The 17,102-nt window shown below is 41.1% G+C and carries 17 protein-coding genes and 2 pseudogenes; 16 read left to right on the top strand and 3 right to left on the bottom strand.

The features are described 5' to 3' along the window. Positions 1 to 10: 10 nt before the first annotated feature. Positions 11 to 604: a Maf family protein gene (locus P4S61_RS16480; RefSeq protein ID WP_182735232.1), complete on the bottom strand. Its 594-nt coding sequence runs from the start codon at positions 602 to 604 to the stop codon at positions 11 to 13. Positions 605 to 746: 142 nt separating this feature from the next. Between P4S61_RS16480 and yceD the strand changes: the two genes are divergently transcribed. The 14 genes and pseudogenes from yceD to P4S61_RS16550 all read left to right on the top strand — a co-directional run bounded on the left by yceD (position 747) and on the right by P4S61_RS16550 (position 12,545). Continuing rightward, positions 747 to 1,271, top strand: coding sequence for a 23S rRNA accumulation protein YceD (gene yceD / locus P4S61_RS16485; protein ID WP_337118675.1), 525 nt, complete (start codon positions 747 to 749; stop codon positions 1,269 to 1,271). Between the two features lie 20 nt (positions 1,272 to 1,291). Beyond that, a pseudogene (rpmF, locus tag P4S61_RS16490) lies at positions 1,292 to 1,450 on the top strand (50S ribosomal protein L32); the annotation flags it as partial. 12 nt (positions 1,451 to 1,462) lie between these two features. Further along, positions 1,463 to 2,506, top strand: a complete 1,044-nt coding sequence (gene plsX / locus P4S61_RS16495; RefSeq protein WP_145233585.1) for a phosphate acyltransferase PlsX — start codon at positions 1,463 to 1,465, stop codon at positions 2,504 to 2,506. Positions 2,507 to 2,565: 59 nt separating this feature from the next. After that, positions 2,566 to 3,492 carry an ACP S-malonyltransferase gene (gene fabD / locus P4S61_RS16500; protein ID WP_145233586.1) on the top strand — a complete coding sequence of 309 codons (927 nt, stop codon included), beginning with the start codon at positions 2,566 to 2,568 and terminating at the stop codon, positions 3,490 to 3,492. Between the two features lie 12 nt (positions 3,493 to 3,504). Beyond that, positions 3,505 to 4,251, top strand: coding sequence for a 3-oxoacyl-ACP reductase FabG (gene fabG, locus P4S61_RS16505; RefSeq protein WP_337118676.1), 747 nt, complete (start codon positions 3,505 to 3,507; stop codon positions 4,249 to 4,251). Between the two features lie 240 nt (positions 4,252 to 4,491). After that, positions 4,492 to 4,728 carry an acyl carrier protein gene (gene acpP / locus P4S61_RS16510; protein WP_016707440.1) on the top strand — a complete coding sequence of 79 codons (237 nt, stop codon included), beginning with the start codon at positions 4,492 to 4,494 and terminating at the stop codon, positions 4,726 to 4,728. 118 nt (positions 4,729 to 4,846) lie between these two features. Continuing rightward, positions 4,847 to 6,085: a beta-ketoacyl-ACP synthase II gene (gene fabF, locus P4S61_RS16515; RefSeq protein ID WP_149982366.1), complete on the top strand. Its 1,239-nt coding sequence runs from the start codon at positions 4,847 to 4,849 to the stop codon at positions 6,083 to 6,085. A 54-nt stretch (positions 6,086 to 6,139) separates the two neighbouring features. Then, positions 6,140 to 6,982 (top strand): aminodeoxychorismate lyase, encoded by an 843-nt coding sequence (gene pabC, locus P4S61_RS16520; protein ID WP_337118677.1) that lies wholly within the window; start codon positions 6,140 to 6,142, stop codon positions 6,980 to 6,982. Beyond that, a complete protein-coding gene (gene mltG, locus P4S61_RS16525; protein ID WP_149982365.1) occupies positions 6,976 to 7,977 on the top strand; it encodes an endolytic transglycosylase MltG in 1,002 nt (333 codons plus the stop codon). Before pabC ends, mltG begins: the two co-directional genes overlap by 7 nt. A 54-nt stretch (positions 7,978 to 8,031) precedes the next feature. Next, entirely contained in the window at positions 8,032 to 8,661 is a 630-nt protein-coding gene (gene tmk, locus P4S61_RS16530; protein ID WP_149982364.1) for a dTMP kinase, read from the top strand. Between the two features lies 1 nt (position 8,662). After that, on the top strand, positions 8,663 to 9,559 hold the full coding sequence (gene holB, locus P4S61_RS16535; protein WP_182757675.1) for a DNA polymerase III subunit delta': 897 nt from the start codon (positions 8,663 to 8,665) through the stop codon (positions 9,557 to 9,559). Between the two features lie 7 nt (positions 9,560 to 9,566). Beyond that, positions 9,567 to 9,893 carry a PilZ domain-containing protein gene (locus P4S61_RS16540; RefSeq protein ID WP_337118678.1) on the top strand — a complete coding sequence of 109 codons (327 nt, stop codon included), beginning with the start codon at positions 9,567 to 9,569 and terminating at the stop codon, positions 9,891 to 9,893. 11 nt (positions 9,894 to 9,904) lie between these two features. Beyond that, entirely contained in the window at positions 9,905 to 10,684 is a 780-nt protein-coding gene (locus P4S61_RS16545) for a TatD family hydrolase (protein ID WP_145233593.1), read from the top strand. Between the two features lie 7 nt (positions 10,685 to 10,691). After that, a complete protein-coding gene (locus P4S61_RS16550) occupies positions 10,692 to 12,545 on the top strand; it encodes a metallophosphatase (RefSeq protein WP_182819407.1) in 1,854 nt (617 codons plus the stop codon). Here the strand turns inward: P4S61_RS16550 and P4S61_RS16555 are convergent. Together P4S61_RS16555 and rsmF are read right to left on the bottom strand one after the other, a co-directional pair. Continuing rightward, a complete protein-coding gene (locus P4S61_RS16555; protein ID WP_337118679.1) occupies positions 12,542 to 13,366 on the bottom strand; it encodes a polysaccharide deacetylase family protein in 825 nt (274 codons plus the stop codon). The two genes, P4S61_RS16550 and P4S61_RS16555, sit on opposite strands and share 4 nt — an antisense overlap. Positions 13,367 to 13,740: 374 nt before the next feature. Next, positions 13,741 to 15,177 (bottom strand): 16S rRNA (cytosine(1407)-C(5))-methyltransferase RsmF, encoded by a 1,437-nt coding sequence (gene rsmF / locus P4S61_RS16560; RefSeq protein ID WP_145234083.1) that lies wholly within the window; start codon positions 15,175 to 15,177, stop codon positions 13,741 to 13,743. A gap of 264 nt (positions 15,178 to 15,441) precedes the next feature. Here rsmF and P4S61_RS16565 point away from each other — a divergent pair. Continuing rightward, positions 15,442 to 16,147 (top strand): annotated as a pseudogene (locus tag P4S61_RS16565) (GntR family transcriptional regulator). Between the two features lie 71 nt (positions 16,148 to 16,218). Then, positions 16,219 to 17,097 (top strand): methylisocitrate lyase, encoded by an 879-nt coding sequence (gene prpB / locus P4S61_RS16570; protein WP_145233598.1) that lies wholly within the window; start codon positions 16,219 to 16,221, stop codon positions 17,095 to 17,097. Positions 17,098 to 17,102: the final 5 nt, after the last annotated feature.

Genomic DNA, 17,102 nt, shown 5'->3' on the forward strand with positions numbered 1-17,102 from the left:
GAATAAATAGTTAGTCTTGATTACTTAACACATCCATACCAAACTCAGTCAATAATTGGCTGAGTTTGATAAGTGGTAAACCAATCAAGCTATTAGGGTCATCACCGCTAAGCTTTTCAAATAAACAAATACCTAAGCCTTCGCTTTTAAAGCTGCCTGCACAATTGTAGGGTTGCTCTGCGTCACAGTAAGCAGATATTTGTGCTTGTGTCAGTGTTCTAAATGTAACATTAAAGGGTTCAACTAGGGTTTTTGTTTTATTGCTTTGAATATCATAAACACATAAGCCCGTTAGAAATGTGACTGTATTACCGCTAAATAAACTCAGTTGTTTAATGGCATTTTCTTTGTTGTGTGGTTTACCTAAGATTTGTTGCTCAAATACGGCAACTTGATCAGAGCCAATTACTAAGCCTTGTTTAAAAAGGGCAGTGGCTGCGCGTGCTTTGAGTTCACTTAAGCGTTTTACAAGTTCAACAGGGGCTTCATTGGGTAGTGCTGATTCGTCAATATCAGGTGAAAAACTGTCGAACGGCAGATTAAATTTTTGCAATAAAGACTGACGAAAGGGTGAACTTGAGGCTAAAATAAGCGGGTGCTGCATGGATTGTTTTCCTAATGAAAATTAGATTGAGTTAGGATAAATCAGATCCGTTGGCAAAACAAAGAAATGAATCGCGAAAAACCAGCTAAAATTGGTTTTTTACTTTGACTAACCAAGTAACTATCTATATGATGCAGCCCCTATGCAAAAGGTGAAAATTCCCATCACTCTTCATCCAGGCAAGGCAGCGCAACACCGTTTAAAGTATAACGGCATTGTACCGCTTGAAAAACTTACCCGTTTACGGGAAGTTGTGCAGGAAGAAGTAGGTGAAATAGCGGTAAAAATTCATTGCAAAAACGATGATCAAGGTTTCGCTGTGATTAGAGGCAATTTGTCCACACATGTTACTGTCACTTGTCAACGTTGTAATGGTGATTTAGGGTTGGATTTGGTTCAAGACTTTGTTTATTCACCAGTCGGTGAGGATACAGAGTTAGAGATTTTTCCAGAAGACTACGATGAAGTAGCGCTTGATGAAAATGGTGAAGTTAACGTTTTTGATTTAATCGAAGACGAACTAATTTTAGCCGTGCCATTAGTTGCTACCCACAACGAAGCTTCATGCAGTTATTCAGCAAAGCCTGCCAGCTTTGGTGTTTTAAAAGCGGAAGATGATAAACCAAATCCATTTGATATTTTGAAACAACTTAAGAAAGATTCTTAGGAGAAGACTATGGCTGTACAAAAAGCAAAAAGTCTCGTGCAAGACGCGGCATGCGCCGTTCACACGATGCGATCAGTGGTCCAACTTTAACTGTAGACCAAACATCTGGTGAGACTCATCGTCGTCACCATGTGACTGCAGATGGTTACTACAAAGGCGTTCAAGTAATTTCTAAATAAGAGATTGCTTTTATGCTGACCAATCTAACAATTGCGTTAGATATGATGGGGGGCGATTATGGCCCCCGTTCATCTATCCCCGCAGCCGTTAACGCGGTAAATGCAAATGCCAATCTAAGATTGATCTTATGTGGCAACGAACAAGTAATATCTAAAGAACTCGAGTCTCTCGATTCTCTATCTCATCCTCGTTTAATAATTCGTCATTGTAGTCAAGTAGTCACCAATAGCTGTGAACCGTCTTCTGCTGTGCGATCTAAAAAAGATTCCTCAATGCGCGTTGCCCTTGATTTAGTTAAATCAGGTGAGGCACAAGCGTGCGTTAGTGCCGGAAATACCGGTGCATTATTATTTATGGCTCACTATGTGCTGAAAATGTTGCCAGGCGTAAAACGTCCTGCATTGATCTCGGCTGTGCCAACTGAGCGAAAAAATCCGGTTTACTTACTTGATTTAGGTGCGAACGTGCATTGTGATGCACAAACCTTATATCAATTTGGCATTATGGGCTCGGTTGTCGCAGGGCAAGCACTGGGCTGTGATAGTCCAAAAGTGAGTTTATTAAATATTGGCTCCGAAGACATTAAGGGTCATGAAGATATCAAACAAGCTGCACAACTGATGCAACAATGTAGCTACCTTAATTATACTGGTTACAGCGAAGGTAGTGATATTTTTACTGGTAAGTCAGATGTGATCGTCTGTGAAGGTTTTGTGGGCAATGTGGCTTTGAAAACCTGTGAAGGGATTGCCAAGCTGATTATGTTTAAGCTTACTAAAGCACTGCAAAAGCACTTTTTCTATAAATGTTTAGCATTTATGTTACAGCCAGTAATAAAAAAACTCTATAAACGGGTGAACCCCGACCAGTATAACGGCGCTTCTCTGGTAGGATTGCGCGGTATTGTCGTAAAAAGCCATGGAAATGCCTCAGCTAAAGCATTTCATGCTGCTATCGACGAAGCTGCTAGAGAGGTGGAACGTCAACTTCCTGAAAAAATTGCAGCTATCTTCGAGCAAACACATTCAACTAAAAAAGTCGCAACTGACGATTAATTACTATGTCAGGTGTGTACTTAAACATTTATTTATTTGTTTAATTAAAAGAGCAAAGTATGGCACAAAAAATTGCACTTGTTTTTCCGGGTCAAGGCTCACAATCTGTGGGTATGTTAAGTGAACTATTAGAGCAATCTGATATTGTTAAAGCGACGTTTGCGCAAGCATCAGCGGCACTTGGTTATGATTTGGCTGCATTAGTACTTAATGGTCCAGAACAAGAATTAAATCAAACCCATCGTACGCAACCGGCATTATTAACAGCATCAGTGGCAATTTACCGCCAATGGCTTGCTGCAAATCCAGATGCAGACGTAACGATGGCAGGTCACAGTTTAGGTGAATACTCAGCGCTGGTATGTGCTGATGTGTTGAGCTTAGGCGAAGCTGTAAAATTGGTTGAAAACCGTGGTTTATATATGCAAGAAGCTGTGCCAGCAGGCGTGGGTTCAATGGCTGCGATCATTGGTTTAGGTGATGACGAAATTAAAGCCGCGTGCTTGGCATCAGCACAAGGTGAAGTGGTTGCACCAGTAAACTATAACTCACCGGGTCAAGTTGTGATTGCAGGTCATAAAGCCGCAGTAGACAGAGCATCAGAAGCGTGTAAAGAAGCCGGTGCAAAACGTGCGTTGCCTTTATCGGTAAGCGTACCTTCACATTGTGAACTAATGAAACCAGCGGCAGAAAAATTAGCAAAAGATTTAGCTGCTTTAACATTTAATACACCTAAGTGTGATGTAATTAATAATGTTGATGTAACAGCTGCAAGTTCAGCGGATGCTATTAAAGATGCATTAGTACGTCAACTATACAGTCCAGTACGATGGACAGAAACAGTACAAGCATTGGTAGCGCAGGGCATTACCCAAAGCTACGAGTTTGGTCCTGGGAAGGTGTTAACGGGTCTTGCTAAACGCATTGATAAAGCAATGGTATGTGGTTCGGTGAATAGCCAAACTGCCATTGACGAAGCAAAATAAGAGTAGGAAAAAATGGCAAATTTATTTTCGTTAGAGGGCAAAGTTGTCCTAATTACAGGCGCTAGTCGCGGTATTGGTAAAGCAATCGCTACTACATTGGTAGCACAAGGTGCTAAAGTTGCCGGTACTGCAACCAGCGAGCCCGGTGCTGCAAATATCAGCGAATACTTAGGCGAGAATGGTAAAGGTTATGCGTTAAACGTAACTGATCCTGCGTCGATCGAGGCGACACTTGCTGCGATAAAAGCCGATTTAGGCGATATCGACGTATTAGTAAATAATGCCGGTATTACCCGCGATAACTTACTTATGCGTATGAAAGATGCAGAGTGGGACGATATCATTGATACTAACTTGAGCTCAGTTTTTCGTTTATCTAAAGCAGTGTTACGCCCGATGATGAAAAAGAAAAACGGTCGAATTATCAATATAGGTTCAGTTGTTGGTACAATGGGTAATGCAGGGCAAGCTAACTACGCAGCAGCTAAAGCGGGTGTAATTGGTTTTTCTAAGTCGTTAGCGCGTGAAGTTGCTTCTCGTGGTATTACAGTCAACGTAGTTGCTCCTGGTTTTATTCAAACAGATATGACCGACAGCTTAACTGACGAGCAAAAAGCAGCTACGCTTGCTAATGTTCCTGCTGGGCGTTTAGGCCAACCGGATGAAATTGCCGCCGCAGTATGTTACTTAGCATCTGATGCAGCAGCGTATGTTTCAGGCGAAACTTTGCACGTAAATGGTGCGATGTACATGGTGTAAGGAACTTTGTTCCTATTTTGTTTTGAGGCGGCTTGTCGAAAAATGTTGAATTTTTTGTTAACTTGCTTTAAACATACTTGAATTCGTGCTGAAAATAAGCGATAAAAGACACAAATAACCGTCAAGAGGTTTGACCAGATAAAAAATTATCAGCAAATCCTTGAATCACAGAATTATGCGCCGTAAACTACGCCGCAATCTGAAAATAACGCATTGGCGTTTTTAATAAAGGAAAGAAGAATGAGCGACATCCAAGAACGCGTAAAGAAAATCATCATTGAGCAACTAGGTGTTAAAGAAGAAGAAGTAAAGCATGAAGCTTCTTTCGTTGATGACTTAGGCGCAGATTCACTTGATACTGTTGAATTAGTAATGGCTCTTGAAGAAGAGTTCGATACTGAGATCCCAGATGAAGAAGCTGAAAAGATCACTACAGTACAAGCTGCAATCGATTACGTAACGGCTCACGCTGAGTAATCAATCGCATATTAAGGGCAGCGTTCGCTGCCCTTAATCTATCTATACCCTGTATTTCCACGCATTTGGGTATTAATACCCACCAGAAAAATAATAATTCCCTTATTGGAGGCAAACCGTGGCTAAACGTCGAGTCGTCGTAACTGGCTTAGGAATGTTGACGCCGCTAGGTAATGATGTTGAATCAACCTGGCAAGGCTTGTTAAATGGCAAAAGTGGTATCCAAACTATCACTCATTTTGATACATCTAGTTTTGGCACCAAGTTCGCTGGTTTGCTGAATGATTTTGATGCGTCAGCCTATATGCCGGCAAAAGATGCTAAAAAAATGGATTTGTTCATCCAGTATGGCATTGCAGCAGGTGTACAAGCACTACAAGATTCTGGCCTTGAGATCACAGAGCAAAACGCAGCCCGCGTTGGTGTTGCTGTGGGTTCGGGCATTGGTGGTTTAACGCTTATTGAAGAAAACCACATAAAGTTATTAAACAGTGGCCCACGTAAGCTTTCTCCTTTTTACGTGCCGTCGACCATTATCAATATGATCTCTGGTCATTTATCGATTATGCACGGTCTACGTGGTCCAAATATCTCTATCGTGACAGCCTGTACAACAGGTTTACACAACATTGGTCACGCTGCGCGCATGATTGCTTATGGTGATGCTGATGCGATGGTTGCCGGTGGTGCAGAGAAAGCTTCAACGCCAATTGGTATGGGTGGTTTTAACGCTGCACGTGCGTTATCAACCCGAAACGATGATCCGCAAGCTGCATCACGTCCATGGGACAAAGACCGTGATGGCTTTGTACTTGCTGATGGTGCTGGTGTTATCGTACTTGAAGAATACGAGCATGCGAAAGCCCGAGGTGCAAAAATCTACTCTGAGTTGGTTGGTTTTGGTATGAGCGGTGACGCTTATCACATGACGTCGCCACCAGAAGATGGTGCCGGTGCAGCCTTGGCGATGGAAAATGCTTTAAACGATGCGCAAATCAATGCAGATCAAGTGGGTTATATTAATGCTCACGGTACATCGACTAACGCTGGCGATAAAGCAGAAACCTCTGCGGTTAAGTCAATTTTTGGTAATGCTGCCAAAGATGTGATGGTGAGTTCATCAAAATCTATGATGGGTCATTTACTCGGTGCAGCAGGCTCTGTTGAATCAATTATCACTATTTTGTCGTTACAAGATCAAAAAGTAACACCAACAATTAATCTTGATAACCCTGATGAAGGCTGTGATCTGGACTACGTTCCACACACGGCTCGTGATGCGAAACTTGATTACGCATTATGTAACTCATTTGGTTTTGGTGGTACTAATGGCTCGTTGGTATTTAAAAAGGTATAATCTTTTTTAACAACGAGACAAAATAAGAGCCCAGTTGTTACTGGGCTTTTTTATATGCAAAATATGCCAAAACAAAAAACTCACATAGCGCAAACAATAAAATTAGTCACGCCACAGCAAGGCGTTAGCATAAGTAGCAATGATCGCGGCTTTAATTATGGCGATGGCTTTTTTACAACTGCAAAAATAGTTGATGCTCAAGTAGAGCATTGGCCACTTCACAGTGCACGATTAGTTGAATGCGCGCAGCGACTTAGTTTTGGTGAGCTGGATTTATCGGCGCTGCAGCAAGCAATCGCTGAGTATATTAAGACGGTTTCGCTGGGCGTATTAAAAATAGTGGTTACACGTGGTGAAGGAGGGCGTGGTTATGGCCTTCCTGAACAAAGCAATTTATTGATTGTACTGTCGCTATTACCGTTTCCTTCACACTACGCTCAATTAGCACAACAAGGTATTAAACTCGCTATTAGCCCTGTGCAACTTGCATCGCAACCATTGCTTGCTGGTTTGAAAACGTTAAATCGTTTAGAGCAAGTAATGATCAAACGCGCCATGCAAGGGCAAGATTGTGATGATGTACTGGTGTGTGATTATCACAATAATGTGATTGAAACCTCTGCGGCAAATATTTTTGCTATTAAAAATGGTCGAGTTTTTAGTCCAAGTTTGCAAAACTGTGGCATTCAAGGGGTTTATCTGCAATCACTGTGTGATAAGTTAACCATTGAATTTACTGATATTAAGCTAGAACAATTGCTGCAAATGGAGGCAGTATTTAGTTGTAATAGCTTAATGGGAATTGTGCCTGTTACAGCGATTGATGGTATGCAATTTGAGTTAGCAAATAGTTTAGTATTATTGCATGGTTTATTTACCAAGGAGTATGCGTGTTAAGAGTGATTATATCGATTGTGTTGCTAGCATTATTGGTAACTGGAGTTGGTTATCAACAGTTGCAAGCTACTATTAACAGTAGTTTAAAAGCGCCAGCGAATACGTTGTTTGAAGTTAAAAAAGGCACGGGGTTTAATCAACTCTGCCAACAGTGGCAAGCTAAAAAATGGTTAGATGGGTGCTTACGTTATCAGATACTCGCGAAACTCGATCCGACACTGACGGATTTAAAAGCTGGTTTATATCAACTTAATAACGCCACGGTGCTTGATAACATTCGGCAAATCAATCAAGGTAAACAAGTAAGCTTTAGTTTTACAATTATTGAAGGTCAGTCACTTCGTGACGTTTTAGCGGCAATAAGTAAAGCCCAGTATCTTCGTCAAGATTTAAGTCTTGGTGAGTTATCTCAGCAAATAGTCGGCTCTGAGCAGCATTTAGAAGGGTGGTTATTTCCTGATACCTATTATTATCATGCTAATGATACGACAAGCTCAGTGCTCAAACGAGCGCATAAAATAATGCAAAATGTACTTGATGAGGCTTGGCAAAACAGGGCTGCTGATTTACCGTTTAAAACGGCCTACGAAGCATTGATTATGGCCTCAATTATTGAAAAAGAAACAGGCCTTGCCAGCGAACGGCCATTAATAGCCTCTGTATTTACTAATAGACTAAATACAAAAATGCGCTTGCAAACTGATCCAACCGTGATTTATGGCATTGGTGCTGACTTTGATGGTGATATAAAACGTAAAGATTTAACTAATCATACTCCGTATAATACATATAAAATTAATGGCTTACCGCCTACGCCGATTGCTATGCCGTCAAAAGCGGCAATACTTGCAGCAGTCAATCCACCTGAGTCTGAGTACCTTTATTTTGTTGCCAAAGGCGATGGTAGCCATCAATTTTCTAAAACCTTAAAAGAACATAACAAAGCAGTACAAGATTACTTACGTTATCAAAAACAGTTAAGCAAATCAGAGTAAAGAATATAAAACGAGAAAGCCGATTAATGCTTTTTCAAACTAAAAAGAGAGATCATGACAGCAGCAAAATTTATTGTGATTGAAGGCTTAGAAGGGGCCGGTAAATCGACAGCTATAGCAATTTGCCAACAGTTTTTAGAGCAGCACAAAGTTGATTTTATTAATGTACGCGAGCCCGGCGGCACACCCATCGCTGAAGCACTGCGCACTATTGTAAAAGATAACCATGTCGAACAGATTGCCAGCGAAACAGAATTACTGCTGATGTATGCAGCCCGTTCGCAACTGCTACATAATGTTATTCGTCCAGCACTTGCTAAAGGACAATGGGTATTAGGCGATCGTCACGATCTATCATCGCAGGCTTACCAAGGCGGCGGACGTGAAATTGCCGCTACTACGTTAGATTCTCTCGCCAATATTGTATTAAAAGGTTTAAAACCAGATCTGACCATTTATTTGGACATTGAACCTGCGGTGGGCCTTGCCCGTGCGAAAGGACGCGGTGAACTGGATCGTATAGAACAACAAGCATTGAGTTTTTTTGAACGTACCCGCGCACGCTATTTAGAACTCGCAAATAGTGATGACACTATTAAAACAGTTAATGCAGGTCAAAGTATGCAATTAGTACATCAAGATATTATTACCGTGCTTGAACAATTTATGAAAAGTAACAATTAACATGATTTATCCTTGGCTTAGCAATGTTGAGCAGCAATTAGCAGCCAGTTTTAATGCTGGGCGTTTTCACCATGGACAATTATTTAATGGTCAACAAGGTGTTGGTAAGCGCGCCTTAGTGGAGCAGCTGGCTAATGCATTATTGTGCTTGTCTGCAACTAACTTAGTCCCTTGTGGGCATTGTAAGAGCTGCCATTTAAATCAAGCGGTTACTCATCCTGACAAATATGTAGTGCAAGCTGATGGACAAAGCATTGGTGTGGATGATATTCGCAGTGTCAGCGATTTCATGCATCAATCAGCGGCGCAAAATGCCAATAAAGTGGTGGTGATCAATGATTGCCATAAAATGACCACCGCGGCGGCCAATGCCTTACTTAAAACGTTAGAAGAGCCTAGCCCGCAGCGATTTTTGTTACTAACAACGAGTGCGACAACGCAATTACCGGCCACTATTTTAAGTCGCTGCGCGCTTACACAAGTAAAAGTGAATGACGCCAATGTTGCTATGAATTGGATTTCCCAACTGCACGTTCCTGCATATCCATGGTTAAAAATGTTTACCCAGCAGCCATTATTGATTGCCCGTTGGCAACAAGATGAGCAGCTGGAGGTCATCGATGAATTGTATAAGTTTGCAACTGAGCTAAAACAAGGCCATAATTTCAGTGCGTTAGTTGATATTATCAGTAAAGATACAGAGCGTGTTCGCATCTTTTGTTTATTTTTAAGCGAACAATTAAAACAACAACTCATTGCTGGAATGGATTTTGATTCATATCAGAGTGCGCAAAATGCATTGGCCGAATTTGTGCAAAACAGTACACAGATATTAGGATTGAACTTGCCGTTGGCAGTGTCTCGTTTAGCGTATCGTTTACGTAAAAGCTATAAGTAGGATTATTGTGCAAGAATTATTAGTCGATTTAGATGATCTAGATGAATTATACCGCTGCTATATGCCGTATTTAAAAAATGGTGGACTATTTGTGCGCACTAATATGCGTTATGAGATGGGTCATTCATTGGCATTAAAAGTGACATTACCGGATGCGCTTGAAGATGATGTAATAACCGGAAAAGTTACATGGATCACGCCACAAGGCGCGCAAAGTTCTAACCCACTGGGCATTGGTATTAGTTTTATCGATGATAAAACTAACCTAAATGTGAAGATCGAAAAACTACTAGGGACTATGTTAAACTCTGGTAATCCAACTTATACCATGTAGTAAGCAGTAACATGATTGTAGATTCTCATTGCCATTTAGACCGACTCGATTTTGATAAACTCGATTTAAACTTAGACCAAGTACTTGATAGTGCACGGGCTAAACAAGTTGAACACTTTTTATGTGTGAGTGTCACACTTGATCAATTCCCTAGTATGCTAGAAAAAATTCAAGGCTATAGTGATGTCTCTGCCTCGTGTGGTGTTCACCCGCTTGATCAAAAAGACGCACTTGATAAACAACGCTTAATTGATTTAGCAAGCCACGATAAAGTAGTAGCAATTGGCGAAACAGGGCTTGATTACTATTATTCGAAAGACACCCATGCCGTGCAACAAGCAAGTTTTGTGGGTCATATTGAAGTGGCGAACGAGTTACAAAAACCACTTATAATTCATACTCGCGATGCGCGCGACGACACCATAAACTTAATGCGTGAACATAACGCACAAAAGTGTGGTGGTGTATTGCATTGCTTTACTGAAGATTGGGATATGGCTAAAAAAGCCATCGACTTAGGCTTTTATATTTCTATCTCTGGCATTGTGACCTTTAAAAATGCCGTAGAGCTTAAAGATGTTGTTAAACAAATCCCTCTTGATAGATTATTAATCGAAACAGACTCGCCTTATCTAGCGCCAGTACCGTATCGTGGGAAAACTAATCAGCCCGCTTATGTGCAAGATGTTGCTTATTACATTGCTGATTTAAAAGGTATTAGCTACAAAGAGCTAGCCAAAGCGACTACGGAAAACTTCTACTCATTGTTCAACTTAGTGAACAAAGGTTAATTAGCATATGAGCACAGCATCACTCCCTCTATTAATAATGGGGCCGATGGTGCGCCGAGCTGATGCTGCAGAGGTTTGCATACAGTTTGCAACGTCGGTAGCATCACAATTTAGTATTGAATTTGATGATATAGACGTTTTTAGTGAGCAACAGAGCATTGCTTTAGGTACTCATCTTTACTTGCACTTTGTGATCGTAAAACCGATTGCCGCAACATTGCCTGTTAATCAGCTGATCAGCTACCGCCTATTAAACAGCAACTTAGACGTTGATTTAAGTGATTTTTGTTATCAAGGAAAAGCCACCCCTGAATTTGTGATCCCGCAAAAACTTGAGCAGATTTTACATGGCTCATGCCGTAACCCACATCATCCTGCAAAAGATAGCTTAGTGGCTGCGAATGATTTTCAACAGCAAAATCGCAGTGTAAATCAAACCGGGGCGGATGTTTTACTGCTCTCTGGTGATCAAGTGTATGCCGATGATGTTGCTGGTGCGATGTTATTAGCAATTGAACGACTGATCAGCGTATTAGGAATATACCAAGAGCAACCACTGGCAATTGATTTACCTGCACAGTTAAGTGAACAACTTTATCAGCGCCACTTATATTTACCGACGGTCCCTTGGCAAAAACGCAATAAAATAGGGGTTGGCTATTGGCTAAAAAAAGATGAGCCACATTTTTCAAGCTTAAAAGCTGCAAATCACTTGATCTTTTTTGAAGAGTTTATAGCCCTTTATTTACTCAATTTTAGCCCGTTACTGTGGGACTTAATTGACTTTGATAGTATTAGCTATCAAGCAAGCTCGCCCAAATGCCAGCAAGTTTTTGATAATGAAAAAGCAGCTTTAACGGATTTTAAAAATGGCTTAGTACACGTTCAGGTGCTACTGGCAAATATTTCAACGTTAATGATGTTTGACGATCATGATGTTACCGATGATTGGAACTTGACGGCTGGTTGGGAGCAGGTTATTTACCAACATCCAGTTAGCCGCCGTATTGTTAATAATGGCTTGATCAGTTATTGGCTGATGCAAGGCTTTGGCAATGATGCAGGTCATAAAACAGCCGCTTTACTTGATGCGTTTAAGACGAGTTTTTCTGAGCAAAAACAATGGCAATTTAAAGCGTTTGATAAAACCATTCTCGAGTTTAATCATTGGCATTATGAGCTGAATACTGTGCCTAAAGTGGTCGTGCTGGATACCCGCACTCATCGTTGGCGTAATGAGCAAAACTTTAATGAGCCCTCTGGTCTACTTGATTGGGAGCGTCTCACTGAGCTAGAAGGCAGTTTAGTGACTCATGAACAAGTGATCATTGTCTCACCCGCACCGGTGTTTGGCGTTAAATCAATTGAAGCTATTCAGTCATTGTTTAATATTTGCGGACAGCCATTATTAGTTGATGTTGAAAACTGGATGGCCCACGAAGGCTCAGCTAAAAAGTTACTGGATACCTTTCGCCGTGACGATACCCCTAAAGAAACGCTTATTTTATCGGGTGATGTACATTACTCATTCTGTTTTTCCGTACAGAAACGCTTTGGTAAGCACCCCAATAGAATTTGGCAACTTACTGCCAGTGGTATTAAAAATGAGTTTCCGCGTAGATTAATTAACGTGCTGGATAAGTTAGACTCGATTTTATACGCGCCGAAAAGCCCGTTAAACTTTTTTACAAAGCGTTGGCAGATGGAAGTCGATAAACATCAAACCATCGGGGAGGGGCAAAAATACTTGGTGAGTGATTCAGCGATTAGTTTGATTGAATTACAACAAGGAAAGCTGGCGCGTTATCAGTTACTCCATCCCGATAATCGCACCACAGAGTTTGATTTAAGCAATGATTAATTTAATGGTTTGCGCTGTTGTCTTACATAGTCGCTAACGTTACTTACTGTATCTAACCAATAACCGTTAGCAGGATCTTTCAGATAAACAAGCAATTGCTCGAGTACTTTTGCGTCAGTGGTATATTGATCTCCGTTACCAATTTCATGGCCCGCTAAAATCAACCAAGCATTATTTTCCCGTAATTGATCCAGCATGGTAATGATTTCATCAAAACTCATTCCGTCGATCCTAAGTCCTGTTAGCTGTGCAAAATCAGTAAAATTAGGATTATTAGCTGACTCATCTAACCAAGTTCGGCCGCTGTCAAAATGTTTAGCGATTAAAGGCACGTAGCTCTTAGTATCAATGCCCTGGCCAACAAATGTATTGCCGCACGGATAAGCAAAGGCGCGAGGGGTCACTCCTAAATGATCTTTTAGGTATTGCTGCGCTGATAAAATATCATTTTCAAGCCACTTGAGTGTAGTGTGTTCAAGTGATAAGTCTTGTGCTCTTAACCATTCAAAATTCCCTGTACATACGTGGCTGCTGGTATGATTTGCAATTTCATGGCCCGATTTTACCGCGTCTTGCCACTGAGTTAGGCGCTGCTTGACGTTAAAAGGGGAAACATAAAAAGTTGCTTTGACTTGGTGCCTGTTCAAAATCGCAGCGCCAACATCGACTTGGCTGTGACGGGCATCATCAAACGTGATACTCACAGCATTTTGCGCTTTATGCGGGTAATTAAAACCAAGGTATTTTTGCGACTCAGGATTGGCAATAACAGAGAATGACAGTACTGAAATAGTCATGATCAATGAAGATATTTTTAACATGGTAGTCCTTACACTTTCTTAGTCTATATATAGAAACAAGTTATGTGTAATAAAGCAATGATTACCTATGTGACTGAGACTGAATAAATTTCAAGACGATAGCTTATTTATAGACAAAAAAACGCCCAGAACGAATCCGCATTGTTCTGGGCTTAGGGATGGCTCTAATGAGCCTGCGCTAACTTTAAAAACACCTTCTAAGTTCATTAAGGGAGAAGTAGAAAGTAATATTAAGTGTAGTTAACATATGTAAAAAAACCCAATAAATGATGATTTTTTATACTGCTTATAAAACAACTGTTTGTCTTAAAACGAAGCGCAAAGCTTAAATTTTATACATTGGTTGTTGCCAACTTATCCACACCTTATTATTATCACCAGCTGATCAGTTGAGTGTTTTGTACTAAATCTCGAGGTAAGGAGTTTTTAATTTTATTTTTTTGCCATTTTCCAAGCCCTATCGGACAGCCACAAAGGGTTAAAACCACTTCGCCAAGTGCGTTGCTAGGTTCGCTTAAACGAATATCTTTACCTTGAAAGTAGTCATTGGCCTGCTCGTTACTTAGTGCAATTACATTAGCCTTACATTGGCCACCAAATACGGTGGCAAATTCGTGGTTAAGACGCACCCCATTTTTGTGGATCATGCCGAGGTGGATACCAAGTCGCGCGTATTTTATTTTGTTTTCAATGGCGGCAAACTGCTCAGGGAATAGCCACAGTTCTTTATCGCGCTGCATTAGTGAGCCGCTGAGTGATGTCAGGTCAAATTGTTTTTTTAGCTCAGTGTAAAATGCTTGGCTGGATTTTTTGTCAAACGGCTGAAAAGGGAATGCACCTTTTTTTACTTTTTGATTTGGATTATCGCAGCTAGCAAGCTTTTTAAACTTAGCAATAAAAAAGCCTTCGCTGTCGAATGTTTGCGGCCAGACATGCAAATAGCCTTCGCTGGTTGTGGCTCGCTCCGCACCTGCAAACAAATGATCTAATGGTTGTATTTCAAGATGCTCTGCAAACTCAGTGAGAAGATATTCGCACACTTGCTGATTTTCGAGCGGGGTTAAAGTACAGGTTGAATAGACTAATGTACCGCCTGGTTTTAATGCATAGAAAGCGCTTTTTATTAAGTTTTTTTGCACTTTGGCAATATCAATGTTTGACTCAATTGACCAATTCTTTAAGGCATCAGCATCTTTTCGAACCGTACCTTCGCCAGAGCATGGGGCATCGAGTAAAATACTGTCAAAGCATTCATACATATAATCGCCAAAAATAGCCCCATCAAAATGCGACAATGCACAATTGCCAACTCCCATACGCTTTAAGGTTGCGCTGAGTACTTTTAAACGAGATGACGACAGTTCATTGGCAACCAATACCCCGTGATTATTCATTAATGCTGCTAATTGAGAAGTTTTAGAGCCAGGAGCGGATGCCATGTCGAGCACATGAGTTGCATCAGTTAATGCGTCTTTAAGTGCTATTGGTGGCAGCATCGAACTGGCTTCTTGTACATACATAGCGCCACTTAAATGTAGATCCGTGTTACCCAGTGCCAGAGCTTGCTCTTCATGTTCACTGCGCTCTAACCAAAAACCTTCGCTACACCATGGGATTGGGCTTAATGTCCAGCCTCTATCAAGGGCATACTGCTGAAAATCCTCAACCGACATTTTAAGCGTATTGACACGTACAGATTTACGAAGCGGTCTGCGACAGGCATTGAGAAAGTCATCCAATGTTAGGTGTGCTGGTAAATAGGTCTTTACGTCATCTATAAAATGCTGGGGAATATAGGTATTGGCGTCCAAGGCAGTGCTCACAGAGAATTTTAAAGTTGTATTCTAGCATTATTAGTGGCTCAGAGCAGTGCCTTAAATAATCTTTTAAAGTATACAAACCTGTCGACACTTGGTGCATAAATGTGTGTTTTAAGTGTTTTTAAACATTATTTATTATACTTATGTCGACAATAGCCGTTTTTAAACGCAGTTTTTACTGATTTAGGGTTGACACATTTACAGCTAAAGACCATAGTGTATCCGTAAATTGTCGACAATCTTAGAAGGTGAACAATGACGCAAGATGCTTTTAGTGAAACACCTATTACTACCGCCTCAGATCAGGTATTTGTGGATATGCGTCGAGAAATTGTCGAAGGCAGTATTGTTCAAGGTAGCAAGATATCCGAGCCAGAACTGGCAAAGCGTTATGGTGTAAGCCGTGCAACGCTTCGTGAAGCGCTTAACCGCCTTGAAAGTTGTTATTTAGTTGAGCGTAAAGCGAATGTGGGTTGTCGTGTTGTGGCACTTACAGCTGAACGTTTAATAGAAGTATATCAAGTTCGCAGTGCGCTTGAAGGTTTAGCGTGTCGTTTAGCTGCCGACAATATGGCACCGGATGAAGTGCAAAGTTTAAAGCAATTACTTAATCAGCATCTGAAAACACAACGTGTAAAAGAGGGTGAGTCTTACTATCAAGAAGCCGGCGATCTGGATTTTCATTATCGCATTATTAAAGGCAGTAAAAACGACCACCTTATTCACTTATTGAGTAACGGACTTTATCAGTTAATTCGTATGTATCGTGTGCAAATGGGCATGGTTGGGCCTCGCGTATCAAAAAGCGTTTGATGAGCACTTAGCCATTATTAATGCGATTGAAAACCATGATGGGGAATTAGCTGAGTTATTGATGAAGCGCCATATCAGTGCATCGCAAGCCAATATACAAACGAAGTTTAATTTACATGCCGCGCAAAATGAGCGCGCGGAGCAGTAAAAACGTCATATTAAACCATTAAAAAATATAAGTTGTCATAAAGCAACCCCGTTCAAAGTTAGGAGAATGTAATGTCAGCAGGATTAAAATTTAAACAGGCGATTGCCAATAATCATCCATTACAAGTCGTCGGCACAATCAACGCTTACACGGCGATGATGGCTGAAAAAATGGGTCATCAAGCAATTTACCTTTCAGGTGCAGGTGTCGCGAATGCTTCATTTGGTATGCCTGATTTGGGGATGACCAGTCTTGATAATGTTTTGGAAGATATTCGCCGCATCACAGGTGCCAGCGATTTACCATTACTTGTTGATGCCGATACTGGTTGGGGTGGAGCATTTAATATTGCTCGCACAGTCAAAGAGATGACCAAAGCCGGCGCGGCGGGGTTTCATATTGAAGATCAAGTAGCGCAAAAGCGGTGCGGCCATCGCCCGAACAAAGAAATTGTCTCGCAAAGCGAGATGGTTGACCGTATTAAAGCGGCTGTTGATGCTAAAACTGACAGTGACTTTTACATTATGGCGCGTACTGATGCGTTTCAAAAAGAAGGCTTAAATGCCGCGATTGAACGTGCAGCAGCCTGTGTTGAAGCTGGCGCCGATGCGATTTTTGCAGAAGCCGTACACGATCTTGCCGACTATCAAGCCTTTACCAAAGCGATTAATGTGCCTATTTTGGCCAACATTACTGAGTTTGGCCAAACGCCAATTTATACTAAAGAGCAACTAAGTGATGTAGGCGTAGAAATGGTGCTTTACCCACTCAGCGCGTTCAGAGCAATGAATAAAGCGGCACTTAACGTCTATTCAGCAATTTTAAATGAAGGCTCTCAACAGAGCCAAATTGAAAATATGCAAACACGTGCTGAGCTTTATGACTTTTTAGATTATCACTCGTATGAAAATACACTCGATAACCTTTTTTCAGCAAAATCTGATAAATAATAATA

This window comes from Pseudoalteromonas sp. B160, from assembly GCF_037162485.1.
Taxonomy (GTDB): Bacteria; Pseudomonadota; Gammaproteobacteria; order Enterobacterales; family Alteromonadaceae; genus Pseudoalteromonas; species Pseudoalteromonas rhizosphaerae.

What these genes read in the sequence shown, in the direction of transcription:
- P4S61_RS16550 (WP_182819407.1), top strand. Translation starts at nt 10,692, where the DNA reads ATGAGCACAGCATCACTCCCTCTATTAATAATGGGGCCGATGGTGCGC.
- P4S61_RS16555 (WP_337118679.1), bottom strand. Translation starts at nt 13,366, where the DNA reads ATGTTAAAAATATCTTCATTGATCATGACTATTTCAGTACTGTCATTC.
- prpB (WP_145233598.1), top strand. Translation starts at nt 16,219, where the DNA reads ATGTCAGCAGGATTAAAATTTAAACAGGCGATTGCCAATAATCATCCA.
- fabD (WP_145233586.1), top strand. Translation starts at nt 2,566, where the DNA reads ATGGCACAAAAAATTGCACTTGTTTTTCCGGGTCAAGGCTCACAATCT.
- fabG (WP_337118676.1), top strand. Translation starts at nt 3,505, where the DNA reads ATGGCAAATTTATTTTCGTTAGAGGGCAAAGTTGTCCTAATTACAGGC.
- yceD (WP_337118675.1), top strand. Translation starts at nt 747, where the DNA reads ATGCAAAAGGTGAAAATTCCCATCACTCTTCATCCAGGCAAGGCAGCG.
- P4S61_RS16480 (WP_182735232.1), bottom strand. Translation starts at nt 604, where the DNA reads ATGCAGCACCCGCTTATTTTAGCCTCAAGTTCACCCTTTCGTCAGTCT.
- tmk (WP_149982364.1), top strand. Translation starts at nt 8,032, where the DNA reads ATGACAGCAGCAAAATTTATTGTGATTGAAGGCTTAGAAGGGGCCGGT.
- holB (WP_182757675.1), top strand. Translation starts at nt 8,663, where the DNA reads ATGATTTATCCTTGGCTTAGCAATGTTGAGCAGCAATTAGCAGCCAGT.
- P4S61_RS16545 (WP_145233593.1), top strand. Translation starts at nt 9,905, where the DNA reads ATGATTGTAGATTCTCATTGCCATTTAGACCGACTCGATTTTGATAAA.
- pabC (WP_337118677.1), top strand. Translation starts at nt 6,140, where the DNA reads ATGCAAAATATGCCAAAACAAAAAACTCACATAGCGCAAACAATAAAA.
- plsX (WP_145233585.1), top strand. Translation starts at nt 1,463, where the DNA reads ATGCTGACCAATCTAACAATTGCGTTAGATATGATGGGGGGCGATTAT.
- acpP (WP_016707440.1), top strand. Translation starts at nt 4,492, where the DNA reads ATGAGCGACATCCAAGAACGCGTAAAGAAAATCATCATTGAGCAACTA.